Consider the following 14056-nt stretch of genomic DNA (forward strand, 5'->3'; position numbering starts at 1 on the left):
AAACTTTCATTAAAAGTAATCAGTAATGAAGAATACATTTTGACGGAAAATGAGAAGGAGTTTACCTATAGGTTTGAGCAGACCATTACAAGACCGTCCTATAAAATTAAAGTACTCAAAGGGCCTGCATTCGCAGTTAACAACAAAGAGGTGCTTTTCCAATTCAATAACCTGAATCTGCTTGCTGAACAATATAGTGCAAGTAAACTGACAGTACTTCCAACGATAAAAGATGCCAATACAATTGTTATTTCCATGTTTGATGCTATTCCACAACGTGGAGTGGACTTGCTAAATCAATTGATTAAAACGTATAATGAGGAGAATGTAAGTAATAAGAATATAATGGCTCTCAACACAATTAAATTCATCGATGGAAAGTTGAAATTCCTTTCTAAAGATTTAACTGTGGTTGAGCGCGATGTTGAAAGCTATAAAATGAATAATCGGGTAACTGTCTTAGGTGCAGATGCTCAAATGAATCTGGAATCTTCAGGAGCATATAATCAGCAGTTAGAATCATCAAATGTGCAATTGCGCCTGGTTCAATCTCTCCTTACTTATTTGAATAGCTCACAGGAACAATTCGATCTTGTTCCTACTACACTTGGTCTAAAAGATCCTATTTTAAATTCTTTAACAGAAAAATACAATAATCTTCAAATTGAAAGACAACGTTTATTACGCAATACCAGCAAAGACAATCCTTTGGTTGCTAATATAACGGGGCAACTGGTTGGCTTAAGAGCCAATCTTTTGGAGAATTTAAAGATGATTAGGAGTGGATTAGTTTTAGAAAATAATAATTACGCGGATAGATCTTCACTATTTGAATCAAGACTGAAAAATGTTCCTGTTATAGAAAGAGGTCTATTAGAAAAAACTAGAGAGCAAGGAGTAAAAACAGCACTTTATCATTATTTACTACAAAAAAGAGAAGAAACAGAGTTGTCTTTGTCATCAACAATTCCAACTTCACAGGTAATTGATAGACCCGCCTCTAAATCTACTCCTGATAAGCCGATGGTCCAATTAGTCTATTTGTTAGGTGTCATTTTTGGCTTCTTAATGCCAGCATCTTATATTTATGGTAAGGATAAATTAAATAATAAGGTTAGAGATTTAGTTGATGTAGAATATATCACTGGCGATGCTAAAATCTTAGGAGAGTTGACTCATAAACAAATTGGGGAATCTATTGTGGTTCATAGAGATAAAAGCACAACAATTTCCGAACTTTTTAAATATATACGTTCAAACTTAAATTTCTTACAGGTAAGTAGTGGTAGCCAGGTCTTATTAATAACATCAAGTATTAAAGGAGAAGGAAAAACATTTTTTAGTGCAAACCTTGGCGTTACATTGTCGCTAGGAAAGAAAAAGGTAGTGCTTCTTGAATTTGACCTTAGAAAACCTGATTTAATGAAGAGTTTAAACATTACGTCGGCAGTGGGTTTAACGGAATATTTAAATTCTGAAAAAATGACTGTAGATGAGATATTAACTCCCTCACAACATTCAGATAATCTTTATGTGATTGGATGTGGTGTAATTCCAGAAAATCCTTCGGAAATTTTAATGAATGATAAAATTCATGTATTGTTTCATGAACTCAGGAAGAAATTTGATTATATCATTATCGATACACCACCTGTTGGTATTGTTGCTGATGCGTTCAGCCTTGCATCATTTGCTGATGCTAGCATTTACCTGGTGAGATACAACTTTACAGGGAAAAGTGAACTAGGAATCTTTGAAGAAATAAGAGAGAATAAGAGATTGAAAAATCCAATGCTTGTCTTCAATGATGCAAAAAAAGAGAATAAGAATGTATATCGGTATGGAAGATATACTTATACCTCTTAGTTTCTACCTATATATAATTTAGATTCTTCCTTTATACATAGTTGTACGTTGTATTGAGTTAGCAACATTCGTTATAAACATACCCAAAAAGACGATTAATCGTCTTATAGATTTTTCCCCCAGTAAAGTCCACAACTAACAGTTTAATTTAAGAAAATACTTATGTAAGTGAGGTGGCGAAGCTATACATAAATTGTTCAAGTCGTAAACAAATAAACATATGGAAAATTCAACTAGCAGTAACATGACACAAAGAAATTGGTTTGTTATTTATACCCGACCTAGATGGGAAAAAAAAGTAAATCAACTTCTTCAAATGCAGGGGATTAATTCTTATTGTCCTGTAAGAACAGTTAAAAGCAAATGGGCAGACAGAATTAAAACTATAGAACTTCCTTTATTCAATTCTTATGTATTTGTTCATATTTCACCTAAAGAAGAGCTAAAAGTAAGGTTAACGTTAGGGGTGTTGAATTTTGTGTATTACATGGGGAAACCTGCTCAAATCAGACCTAGTGTTATAGATTCCATTAAAGATTTTCTCCAGATTTTTCCTGAAGCAGAAGTGGTTAGCATACAAGGTATGGAAGTGGGGGATAAGGTTAAAATTAAAGAGGGGATTATGCAACAGAAAGAGGGCCATATCATTAAACTGCAAGGTAAGGATGTATTAGTTGTGATTGATAGCTTAAACTGCGCCTTGATTACTAAAGTATTGTCTTCTAACCTGGATTTAATTAGCCCGGCCCGATGATACATCCCGTTATTAATCAACATAAAATTGCAGTTGTTGGCCTTGGTTATGTTGGCTTACCACTGGCGGTAGAATTTGCGAAGGTCTACAAAGTATTTGGCTTTGATACCAATAAGCACAGAATTAACAGTTTAAAAGATGGCTTTGACCAAACCAATGAGATTGAAGAACTTAAACTTCATGGGATTCTTACAAATGACTGCAATTCACCGAAAGGATTATATTGTACAGATGAAATTGATAGTATCCAACAGTGCAACATATTCATTGTTACTGTACCTACACCTGTAGATAAAAATAATAGACCAAATCTTCGTCCCCTATTAAAGGCGAGTAAAATGATAGCCGAGATCCTAAAAAAGGGAGATATAGTTATTTATGAATCCACAGTTTACCCTGGTGTCACAGAAGAGGAATGTGTTCCAATATTGGAATTAAACTCAGGACTTAGATTTAATGAAGACTTCTTTGTGGGGTATTCACCAGAAAGAATTAACCCTGGAGACAAAGAGCATACAATAGATAAAATCATAAAAATAACTTCCGGTTCTACACCTTATTCCGCTAATATAATTGATGATCTCTATAATTCTATCATCGGCGTTGGCACTTATAAAGCCTCGTCCATAAAGGTAGCTGAAGCAGCAAAGGTAATAGAAAATGCCCAACGGGATATCAATATTGCATTTGTTAATGAATTAGCAATGATTTTTAATAAGCTCGGGATAAATACTCAGGAGGTATTGAACGCTGCGAGTACAAAATGGAATTTCATGAATTTCCAGCCAGGCCTTGTAGGTGGACACTGTATAGGAGTAGATCCTTATTATTTAGCACAAAAAGCTCAAGAAGCAGGATATCATCCTGAAATTATCCTTGCTGGTAGAAGAGTTAATGATGGCATGGGAAATTACATTGCAGATGAATTAGTAAGGAGAATGGTTTCTAAAGGGAGTTCAGGTAAGAACACTGTTTTAATATTAGGCTTTACCTTTAAAGAAAACTGTCCTGATGTGAGAAATACCAAGGTCATTGATGTGGTTAGAAGGCTAGAAGAATTTAACATCGAAACTGTAATTTATGATCCTTGGGCTGATCCGGTCCAAGTAAAAAGTGAATACAATGTAAAGTGTTATAATTCTGCATCAAGCCTGGGGAAATATAATGCGATTGTTCTTGCTGTTGCTCACCAACTATTTAAAGAACTTGATATTCTTAATATGTGTCATGATAGTACGATTATATATGATATTAAATCAATGCTCCCGAAGGAATTGGTAACCATGTGTTTATAAGACTATCATGAGTTTGATAAATAAAACTTTGTCTGGTTTATTTTGGACATTTATCCAGCAATTCAGCGTACAAATAATTGGTTTTATAGTTACAATTATACTAGCAAGGATTTTAATGCCACAGGAATTTGGTTTAATTGCAATGCTGAGTGTATTTATTTCTATTGGAAATACGCTATTGGATAGTGGACTTGCATCTTCATTAATCCGAACTCCAGATCTTTCGCAGAATGATTATTCCACTGTATTTTTCTTTAATCTCGCAGGCAGTGTAATTGCATATGGTATTTTATACTTCTTAGCACCAATAGTTGCAAACTTCTATAACCACGATATATTAAAGTCCATATTACGGATATACGGAATTGGCTTCATTATCAATGCCTTTTATAGTGTCCAAAATGCCAGGCTCACTAGAGAAATGAATTTTAAAATGCAAATGACTATTCAGATTCCATCAGTTTTTATAGGTGGAATATTGGGAGTTGTATTAGCATTAACTGGTTATGGAGTATGGAGCTTAGTGTATATGAGTTTATTCCAATCCTTTTTATCCACCGTAATGCATTGGATATATTCGGGATGGAGGCCAACCTTAGTGTTTGATAAAGCAAGTTTTAAACGGCATTTTCAATTTGGCTACAAAATGACCTTAACAAGTCTGTTGGAAATTTTATATAAAAATATTCATATTCTTATAATAGGGAAATTTTATTCTGCCATGCAGCTAGGTTTTTATTCCAGGGCTGAATCAGTAAGTCAACTTCCTGTTAGCAACATATCATCTGCCATTAATAAGGTTACCTACCCCATGTTCGCTTCCATTGTAGATGATGACCTGAAATTAAAACGCATATATAAAACCCTAATGCAGCAAGTTCTCTTTTGGAATGCGCCTATTTTAATTTTCCTTTCTATTATTGGTGAGCCATTGTTTTTGTTTTTATTCACGGATAAATGGATACAAGCAGTCCCTTATTTCCAGATCTTGTGTTTATCTGGAATTATGTATCCGTTGAATTCATATAACCTTAATATTATGAAAGTTAAGGGTAGAAGCGATTTGATTTTAAAATTGGAAAGCATCAAAAAGGCCATTTGTGTTATTGGTGTTTTAGCTGTAATTCCTTTTGGAATCTATGGGCTGTTATATTTTCAACTCATCTTTAGCTTTCTTAGCTATTATATCAATTCAATTTACAGTGGCAATTTAATTGACTATTCATTCTCTGAACAAATGATAGACATCATGCCCACGATTCTAACTTCCTTGTTAATTGGGATGATATGCTATCTCTTTGATCATTTGTTTTTTAAAACATTATCCATGTTAAATATTACAAGAATAATTGTCAATGGTTTAATGTTTTTCCTCTTATATATAGGGAGTAGTTCCCTATTTAGACTAGCGCCAATACTTGATTTTAAACAATTAATCTTAAAGAAATGATACCCGTAACAAAACCTTTTCTTCCTAGACTCGGAGAATTCGAAGAATACGTTAACAGCATTTGGGAACGTAAATGGCTTACTAATAATGGACCACTAGTTAATGAACTTGAATTAAAACTTAAGGATTATTTAGATGTAAAACACCTTCTATATGTGGCAAATGGTACTATAGCTTTACAAATTGCTATAAAAGCCTTAGGATTAACTGGCGAAATTATTACAACTCCCTTTTCCTTTGTGGCCACCACAAGTAGTATTGTATGGGAAGGCTGCAAACCCATATTTGTAGATATCGATGAGGAAACCTTTAATATTGATCCAAAAAAAATTGAGGAAGCTATTACACCTCTTACTTCAGCTATTCTTGCGACTCATGTTTATGGTAATCCTTGTGAAATTGATGCGATTCAGGTAATTGCAGAAAGACATAATTTAAAGGTTATCTATGATGGTGCTCATTGCTTTGGAACTAAATATAAAAACAGATCTGTCTTTGAATACGGAGATGTCAGTACGACAAGTTTCCATGCAACTAAGCTTTTTCATACAATCGAAGGTGGTGCCGTGTTTACAAAATGCCCGGATTTATTAAAAAAGATGGCATCAATGAGAAATTTTGGGCATAATGGTCCAGATGAGTTTTCTGAAATCGGAATAAATGGTAAAAATTGTGAATTCCATGCGGCCATGGGGCTTTGTAATTTGAAACAGGTTGATGAAATCCTTGATAAAAGAAGATTGCTATCATACTACTATTGGAAGAGTTTAAGTAGTTTGGAAGCTAAATATCCAAAACTTAACAGCGATCTTGATTATAACTACGCTTACTTCCCGGTTTTGTTTAATAATGAAATCTTAATGCACAAGTGCTTAAAAGCACTTGAAAGCGAAAAAATATACTGTCGAAGGTATTTTTACCCTTCACTTTCTACATTACCTTTTGTTTCCCCATCACATATGCCGGTTTGTGAATCGATATCTAAAAGGATCTTATGCCTACCTCTTTATCATACTTTAACAAGTAGCGACTTAGATTTGATCACTAGAGTCATCTTAAGGGTTCAAAATTATGATAATTCTACATTTATCGAGGATTCAGAACAAGTATCACGATCCAATTACACAAGTCAAAATTTGGCATTCGCACAGGTAGGGCCTGTTAAAGAACCGATTATTAATTAAATAAGATCTATGCAGAATTCTGATTTACCTATTACATTAAGTGTATGTTGTATTACTTATAACCATGAGCAATATATTGCCCAGGCACTAGATGGTTTTTTAATGCAAAAAACAAACTTCCCTATAGAAATCCTTATAGGTGAAGATTGCTCTACAGATGCTACAAAATCAATCATTGAGCTTTACTGTGAAAAATTTCCTGGAAAAATCAGACTTATTTCCTATGAAAAAAATATTGGAGCCATAAAAAACCATAATAATGTTTTAAATCAAGCCAAGGGTAAATACTTGGCAATGTGTGACGGTGATGACTTTTGGACTGATCCATTGAAATTACAAAAACAAGTCGATTTTCTAGAATCAAATCCTGAATACATCATGTGTTGCCATTACACAAAAGTGATAAATGAAACTAGGCAATTGGTTTATCTAAATCCAAATCCTGTAGGTTTTGAACTTAATTATGAAGATATGTTGTTAGGGAAAAAGGAAGAGACGAGATTTTGTTCTGTCGTTGTAAGATATCAGGCTGAAATTCGAAGCCTTAGCTCCCAAGATTGGTATTTAAAAATATATAGTGCGGATAAAATTTTTAAATTATTTGCTTTAGGTACCACAAATAAGAAAATGTATGTACTCCCAGAAGTGATGGGCTGTTACCGTATACATTCTGGAGGTATTTGGAGCATGATTGACTCAAAAATTCGTAAAAATCATATGAACAATGACTTCAATATTTTAATTAGAAAATTTAATTACCCAAATACTTTTAAAAAAGGCCTTCTCAAAATCTATATGAAAAACTTTTTCCTGTTTGAGATTAAGCAGTTTAGAATTAATAATGCAGTAAACACAATACTTAAACTATTATAAGTCCTATGTCGGATAAACCTAAAATAGTATTTGTCATAAATACATTGCAAAGAGGGGGGGCTGAAAGAGTCGTTTCTGTTTTAGGAAATAGCTTTAACAAGAAATCTTTCGATGTGATCATTATTTGCATGAATGAGGCGGAACAGGCTTATCGATTGTCAGATGGAGTCAAGTTAATTCATCTTTTAAAACGGAAAGATAAAGAAACCATCATTAATAGAGTTAGATATGGCTTATTAACATATAAAAGGTTGTTTGGATTACTTTTAAAAGAAAGACCAAAATGTGTCATTTCCTTCATGACAAGCGCAAATTTATTTACTGGTTTAACTAGTAGTGTGCTCAGAATACCTTATATAGTTTCTGAGAGAACTACGCCTGACCATACAATTAATGAATTTGGCTTTATTCTTAAATGGTTATCCTATATTATTTACAAAAAGTCAAAAGCCATTGTAGTTCCATCGAAAGGAATTGAAGATTGTTTGAGACAAAATAAGGTCTTTAGCAATCTTCAAAATTACAAGGTCATTCGTAATCCTATAAATGTATTCAGTTTTTCAGCCGCTAAAAATGTCCATCATCAGAAATTTATTCTTGGTGTTGGGAGACTGGGATACGAAAAGGGATTTGATCAATTAATAAAGGCTTTCAGTATGCTCGATATGTTTGATGTAGATCTTCTAATTGTTGGTGATGGTGCTGAAAAACAAAATCTTATTAACTTAATTTCAAGATTAAACCTTGAAAATAGAATACACCTGGTTGGTGCAAAAACTGAACTATTGGATTATTATCAACAAGCTGAATTATTTGTACTTCCATCAAGAAATGAAGGATATCCTAATGCCTTAATTGAAGCAATGAGCAATGGCTGTCCTTGCATTGCAATGAACTGTGAGTTTGGTCCATCTGAAATTATTCAGGACAACATAAATGGATTACTAATTGAAGGCAATAATATACATTCCTTGTCAAAAGCAATGTTCCGCGTATTAATTGATCCGGCTTTAAAAGAAAAAATTTCCAATAATGCTATAAAGATAGCAGATACCAACTCCCTGGATACAATAACTAAGGAATGGCAGGAACTGATTCTTCAATAACCGGTTTCATGTTTCTTATCGTTAAATCCTTTTTATTAAATGTTTAATTAGTGAATGTCTTTAAAAAATTAGATTATGAATATTCCATTTTCCCCACCATTCATTGATCAGGCAGTTATCAATGAGGTTCTCGATTCTCTTCATACAAATTGGATTACTTCTGGTCCCAAGGTTAAAGCACTAGAGGCTGAAATTATAAAGCTTACAGGCTCACAAGCAGCTATATGTGTAAATTCATGGACCTCCGGAGCCATTATGATGCTAAAATGGTTTGGTGTAGGAGAGGGTGATGAAGTCATCATACCAGCATATTCATACTGTGCAACTGCTCTTTGTGTGATACATTGTGGTGCTATTCCAATAATGGTTGATATTTTAGATGACCTGACAATAGATCCTGAACAAGTTAAAAGTAAAATTACTTCAAAAACAAAGGCTATAATTGCCGTTGATATTGCAGGCTTGCCATGTCATTATAATGAGCTTTTAAATATAGTTAATGATGCTGAAAACAGAAATCTATTTGTTCCTTCAACCGATCGACAATCAAAACTTGGACGAATACTGTTAATTGCAGATGCAGCTCATTCAATAGGTGCTTTTTATGAAGGATTGCCTGCGTCCTTAAAATGTGATGTCACCATTTTCTCTTTTCACGCTGTGAAAAATATTACTACTGCAGAAGGTGGCGGAATTTGCCTAAATCTCCCAAATGAATTTGACAGTCTGGAAGAGTATAACTTTTTGAAAATATTCTCCCTGAATGGTCAAAATAAAGATGCATTTGCGAAATCGAATGGAGCAAATTGGAAGTATGATATTCTCTTTAAAGGTTATAAAATGAACATGCCTGATATATGTGCTGCCATTGGACTTGCACAAATCAGACAATATAATCAGACTTTGCTCCCACTTCGCAAGAATGTTTTCTTAAAATATGCTAATTCATTCAAGGAGTATAATTGGTTCTTTGAACCTGTTTCTAAAGATAATGTAAGGGAAACATCCTACCATTTATTCCCATTAAGAATTAAGGGTATTTCAGAAATACAAAGAGATAAAATCATTGATGAATTAGTATATAAAGGCATAATCGTAAATGTTCATTTTATCCCTATGCCTATGTTAACTTATTTCAAAAATCTAGGTTATAACATTGAACAATTTCCAAATAGCTATAAGCAATATGCATGTGAAATATCTCTGCCCATATATCCTCAATTGTCAGATGAGCAGGTAGAATATATCATAGAAACAGTTATTGAAACAGTTCAAATTATTTATACAGTGGAGGAAACAATCAAAGTTTTGATTTAATTATAGCTTTATGAATGAGAAAAGGACTTTTGATGTATTATTTTCCTTACTAGGTATCATTTTTTTATTGCCGCTTTTCCTGATTATTACTTTATTGCTGAAATTCGATTCCAATGGACCAGTAATATATAAACAAATAAGGGTTGGACTAAATTTAAATAATTTTGAGCTATATAAATTCAGAACAATGTTTATAGATTCAGATAAAAAGGGATTGCTAACAGTAGGTAATCGTGATATCAGGATCACAAGGCTTGGATATTGGTTAAGAAAATACAAAATAGATGAATTGCCTCAATTATTTAATATTTTAAAAGGGGAGATGAGTTTTGTTGGACCGAGACCTGAAGTTTTGAAATATGTACAACTATATGATTCATATCAAAGAAGAGTTTTAACTGTTAAACCAGGTATTACGGATTGGGCCTCGATTTACTTTATAAATGAAAACCAACTTCTTGAGAATTTAGAGGATCCCGAAAGTTATTATATAAATACAATTATTCCTGAAAAGGTAAATCATAACCTTCATTATATCGATCACCATAATCTTTGGATTGATTTGAAAATTATATCTTTTACCATAAAAAGAATATTAATTAGAGTTTGATTTGTTTTATTATAAAAATAATTATTAAACTTATTCTTGTCTATGCTGCAGTTAAAGCAGTGTTATAATTAAATTAAAACCATGAGACTTATTGTTATTGTTTTTATGATTATGTATTTATATGCATTGTCATTTGGGATTTTTATGACTACAATTTTTAGGATTCCAGCGCCAATTATATTTTGCTTTCCACTTGCTTTTGTTTTTAAAAACAAAAACGAAACGCCCTTTGCTTACACCAGAGAATTAATCTTAATTACTGTAGCTATTTTTTTATACTACGGAATTGGTCTTTCAGAATTTAAAACTTTCACTAAAAATGTCTTCTGTGTAATGATCTGTGCGTTTTACTTTAATTATTTTGTAGGTACTAACAAATCCAGGTGGAATACTTCTGTATTAATTTTTTATATTTTATTATGTGGTTCTGCAATAATGCTTGTTTTTGATAGCTTTTATGGAGTACCTGATATCAGAAGTATGTTTATGAATGAACCAGTGATGCAAAGTCCTTCTGGAATTGCTATTTATCAGTTCAATTTTGGTTACCAAATAGCAGCACTGACTACATTTTTATTCATTTATACTTGCGCCTTTAACAAGCCATTTCTTGTTAAGGTTGGGGTACTCGCTATTTGTTTGTCCTTGCTGTTATTGGGTATGCAGCGGTCAGCTTTTGTTGTGTTTTTGTTTTCAATATCAATATTCCTGCTTATTTATTATAGGTTTAAGGGTTTAATATTTATTAGCATTGTTGCGTTATTGTGCGGGGTATATTATTTTTATGTAGTTGAAAATTTAGATGGCGTAAGTAACATCATAGTGAAAAATCAACATAATAATCCTTCACATAATAGAACAAGTCTTTCAGCGGAAAATTTAAATATATTTCTGAATCATCCATTTGGATTAATTTTTTATGGCAAAGACTGGGGTGATGTAATTTATAGAAATTATGTATTTGCAGAGGGAATGACTTCACATAACGCCTATTTGATGTTTATTACTTATTTAGGCCCCTTTTTAGGTTTAGGTTTACTCCTTTCTATTTATCGTAAGATAACTGCTATTTTTTTGGAAATGGTCCGAATGATTAAAGAACCACGAAATGCTTTATTAGTTTGTTTATGTTTTTCATTCTTATCAATCTCCTTAAATGCGCTATTCCATAATGCATGGTTAATTGAGGCCAATGGGCCAACCATATTTTTGTTTTTCTGTATTCTTCATCCGTATAAATTTAAAATGTTGGATCCGGTAACGATTGAATCTTCAACACATTAGCATATGCATAAAATTAAAATTGTTCATATTATTGGAAGTCTCAGTAGAGGAGGAGCAGAACGCTTTGTAATTGATCTCTGTAATGAAATAGCAAAAAAGGAGAAATACGAAGTGTACATTCTTTCCTTATGTGGTAATGATTCACAGCAAACCTTTGTTAATGAAATAAACCCTAATGTGAACTATCTATCATTCAACAAAAAAAAAGGGTTTAATTTAAGTGTGCTTTTCCAATTGACAAGGTGGCTAAAGGATAAAAATCCACATATTGTTCATAGTCATTTGAATAGTTTTGAATATCTCTCTGTGTACAGGTTTTACAAATCTAGGACGGCATTTTTTCATACCATTCATAATACTGCTGAAATGGAATGTCCAAACCATCTTGTGAAATATTTTCGCAAAATACTTTACAAACATAATGATGTAATTCCTATTACAATATCTGTAAATGGAAGTAAAACCTATCGAGAATATTATAAGCTCAGTAATGAAATAAGAATTGAAAATGCCAGACCACATTTAAACCTAACTGAAAAACGTGAACTTCTTTTTGAGAAATACAAACGCGGGAATAATAACTTTTTATTATTGCATATAGGCAGAATCTCTATTGAGAAGAATCAAGAATTGTTAATTAAAACAGTCAAAAGGTTTAATGTAGAAGAAGAACGCAAATGTAAACTGCTGATTATTGGAGATGTTCAGGATGCGCAACTTAATGTAAAACTTAAGAAAATAGCTGCTGAGGATTTGAATATTGAGTTTGTAGGAGGAATAAATAATGTGGCTGATTATTTAAGTTTTTCTGATGCTTTTTGCCTTTCTAGTACAGCTGAGGGGATGCCAATTTCATTAATTGAAGCCATGTCTGTAGGATGCATACCCATCTGTACACCTGTGGGAGGAATGAAAGAGATGATCAAAGATGGCGAAACCGGATTTCTAAGCAAGGATCTTCAACTTGATTCTTATCTAGAAACCTTAAAAAAGGTAGTGTACCATCAAAATAAAGAAGCTGTTAAACAAAATATAATGAATATTTTTAAGAATAAATATCATATAGAAGTAGCAGCAGTAAAGCACTTAAATACCTATAATAAATCACTCAATCTGTTTGAAGGTAGAGATAGTGCTTTTGAACTTTTGTATAAATCTAAATTCTAGATTGCCTGTTCTCAAAACAGCTTCTAACATATCTGCTTGGTTATTAATTAAATCAATAAATGACATTGAAAACTTTTCGCCGTGTGATTTTAATGACACCATCATTAAGTAAAGGTGGTGCGGAAACACAGTTAGTTAAAGTTGCGGTACATCTTAAAGCTAATACTAATAAAGTTCTAATTGTGTCTTTAAAACCTATTAATGAATTCAAAGGCGAACTTGAAAAGAATGGGTTGGAAGTGCTGTTTCTAAAAAAATGGTCTACTAATAGTCTATCTAATTTGTACCTGCTTTATAAAAGTATTAAAGAGTTTAAGCCTGATGTTGTAATTGCTTTCATGTTTATCGCAATAATTTTCGCTAGGCTATATAAACTAATATTTAAGTATAAACTAATATCCACTATAAGAATATCAGTTATACAAAAAAAATGGTATATACCTTTTATTGTCACATCTGCATTGGATGACGTGTTAGTTTATAATTCACTTGCGTCAAGAAAAAATTTTGAAGGACATAGAATTGTGAAAAAGACAGGCCTGGTCATCAATAATGGTATTACACTTCCAATTCTTCAAAATTTCAGAAACATTGAAAATACTACAAATAATTTTATATGGATTTGCGTAGCACATTTTAGATGGAATAAAGATTATTTGACATTATTTAAAGCCATCAATCTAATAAAGGATAGAAATTTTAGAATTGAAATAATCGGAGAGCTTAACAATGAAGTTTGGCCATTTCAAATCATAAAAGAACTTAACATTGAAAATCATGTTAATATCATGGGATTTAAAAAAGACACAGCAGCATACGTAAAGAATGCGGACGCCTTTGTACTATCTTCTTTTTCGGAGGGTATGCCAAATTCAATTCTTGAAGCAATGGCTCATGCAAAACCCGTTGTAGTAACTGATATTGATGGTAATAATGAGTTAATCACTGAAGCAAAATGTGGTTTTTTATGTGAAAAACAAAATGAATACGATTTGGCTGAGAAAATGATAAAAGTTATGGATCTAACTTCGGCAGCCAGGAAGAAGTATGGAGAAAATGGAAGAGCGTATATAGAATCCAATTTTAAAGATGAAAAAGTGATGAATAATTGGATGAATCTAGTAAATCAAATAACAAATTAATAATAATT

12 protein-coding genes are annotated in these 14056 nt (G+C 32.4%); all 12 read left to right on the forward strand.

Annotation, left to right across the window (positions count from 1 at the left end):
* A partial coding sequence (locus tag ACR2F7_RS17080; protein WP_432714740.1) for a GumC family protein occupies nucleotides 1–1866 on the forward strand: 1866 nt, incomplete at its 5' end.
* Nucleotides 1867–2086: 220 nt separating this feature from the next.
* Nucleotides 2087–2620 (forward strand): UpxY family transcription antiterminator, encoded by a 534-nt coding sequence (locus ACR2F7_RS17085; RefSeq protein ID WP_432714741.1) that lies wholly within the window; start codon nucleotides 2087–2089, stop codon nucleotides 2618–2620.
* Nucleotides 2617–3915, forward strand: coding sequence for a nucleotide sugar dehydrogenase (locus ACR2F7_RS17090; RefSeq protein WP_432714742.1), 1299 nt, complete (start codon nucleotides 2617–2619; stop codon nucleotides 3913–3915). The genes ACR2F7_RS17085 and ACR2F7_RS17090 overlap by 4 nt, the downstream gene beginning before the upstream one ends.
* A gap of 7 nt (nucleotides 3916–3922) precedes the next feature.
* Nucleotides 3923–5365, forward strand: coding sequence for a lipopolysaccharide biosynthesis protein (locus tag ACR2F7_RS17095; protein ID WP_432714743.1), 1443 nt, complete (start codon nucleotides 3923–3925; stop codon nucleotides 5363–5365).
* Nucleotides 5362–6549 carry a DegT/DnrJ/EryC1/StrS family aminotransferase gene (locus tag ACR2F7_RS17100; RefSeq protein WP_432714744.1) on the forward strand — a complete coding sequence of 396 codons (1188 nt, stop codon included), beginning with the start codon at nucleotides 5362–5364 and terminating at the stop codon, nucleotides 6547–6549. Before ACR2F7_RS17095 ends, ACR2F7_RS17100 begins: the two co-directional genes overlap by 4 nt.
* Before the next feature lie 9 nt (nucleotides 6550–6558).
* On the forward strand, nucleotides 6559–7422 hold the full coding sequence (locus ACR2F7_RS17105; protein ID WP_432714745.1) for a glycosyltransferase family 2 protein: 864 nt from the start codon (nucleotides 6559–6561) through the stop codon (nucleotides 7420–7422).
* Nucleotides 7423–7427: 5 nt separating this feature from the next.
* Nucleotides 7428–8528: a glycosyltransferase gene (locus ACR2F7_RS17110; RefSeq protein ID WP_432714746.1), complete on the forward strand. Its 1101-nt coding sequence runs from the start codon at nucleotides 7428–7430 to the stop codon at nucleotides 8526–8528.
* Between the two features lie 75 nt (nucleotides 8529–8603).
* Nucleotides 8604–9845 carry a DegT/DnrJ/EryC1/StrS family aminotransferase gene (locus ACR2F7_RS17115; RefSeq protein ID WP_432714747.1) on the forward strand — a complete coding sequence of 414 codons (1242 nt, stop codon included), beginning with the start codon at nucleotides 8604–8606 and terminating at the stop codon, nucleotides 9843–9845.
* A gap of 10 nt (nucleotides 9846–9855) precedes the next feature.
* A complete protein-coding gene (locus tag ACR2F7_RS17120) occupies nucleotides 9856–10455 on the forward strand; it encodes a sugar transferase (protein WP_432714748.1) in 600 nt (199 codons plus the stop codon).
* A gap of 81 nt (nucleotides 10456–10536) precedes the next feature.
* On the forward strand, nucleotides 10537–11739 hold the full coding sequence (locus ACR2F7_RS17125) for an O-antigen ligase family protein (RefSeq protein ID WP_432714749.1): 1203 nt from the start codon (nucleotides 10537–10539) through the stop codon (nucleotides 11737–11739).
* Nucleotides 11740–11742: 3 nt separating this feature from the next.
* Nucleotides 11743–12906, forward strand: a complete 1164-nt coding sequence (locus ACR2F7_RS17130; protein WP_432714750.1) for a glycosyltransferase — start codon at nucleotides 11743–11745, stop codon at nucleotides 12904–12906.
* Between the two features lie 65 nt (nucleotides 12907–12971).
* Entirely contained in the window at nucleotides 12972–14048 is a 1077-nt protein-coding gene (locus ACR2F7_RS17135; protein WP_432714751.1) for a glycosyltransferase, read from the forward strand.
* Nucleotides 14049–14056 lie beyond the last annotated feature (8 nt).

It is taken from the genome of Pedobacter sp., assembly GCF_045628745.1.
In the GTDB taxonomy this organism is placed as follows: Bacteria; Bacteroidota; Bacteroidia; order Sphingobacteriales; family Sphingobacteriaceae; genus Pedobacter.

What these genes read in the sequence shown, in the direction of transcription:
- ACR2F7_RS17085 (WP_432714741.1), top strand. Translation starts at nt 2,087, where the DNA reads ATGGAAAATTCAACTAGCAGTAACATGACACAAAGAAATTGGTTTGTT.
- ACR2F7_RS17090 (WP_432714742.1), top strand. Translation starts at nt 2,617, where the DNA reads ATGATACATCCCGTTATTAATCAACATAAAATTGCAGTTGTTGGCCTT.
- ACR2F7_RS17095 (WP_432714743.1), top strand. Translation starts at nt 3,923, where the DNA reads ATGAGTTTGATAAATAAAACTTTGTCTGGTTTATTTTGGACATTTATC.
- ACR2F7_RS17100 (WP_432714744.1), top strand. Translation starts at nt 5,362, where the DNA reads ATGATACCCGTAACAAAACCTTTTCTTCCTAGACTCGGAGAATTCGAA.
- ACR2F7_RS17105 (WP_432714745.1), top strand. Translation starts at nt 6,559, where the DNA reads ATGCAGAATTCTGATTTACCTATTACATTAAGTGTATGTTGTATTACT.
- ACR2F7_RS17110 (WP_432714746.1), top strand. Translation starts at nt 7,428, where the DNA reads ATGTCGGATAAACCTAAAATAGTATTTGTCATAAATACATTGCAAAGA.
- ACR2F7_RS17115 (WP_432714747.1), top strand. Translation starts at nt 8,604, where the DNA reads ATGAATATTCCATTTTCCCCACCATTCATTGATCAGGCAGTTATCAAT.
- ACR2F7_RS17120 (WP_432714748.1), top strand. Translation starts at nt 9,856, where the DNA reads ATGAATGAGAAAAGGACTTTTGATGTATTATTTTCCTTACTAGGTATC.
- ACR2F7_RS17125 (WP_432714749.1), top strand. Translation starts at nt 10,537, where the DNA reads ATGAGACTTATTGTTATTGTTTTTATGATTATGTATTTATATGCATTG.
- ACR2F7_RS17130 (WP_432714750.1), top strand. Translation starts at nt 11,743, where the DNA reads ATGCATAAAATTAAAATTGTTCATATTATTGGAAGTCTCAGTAGAGGA.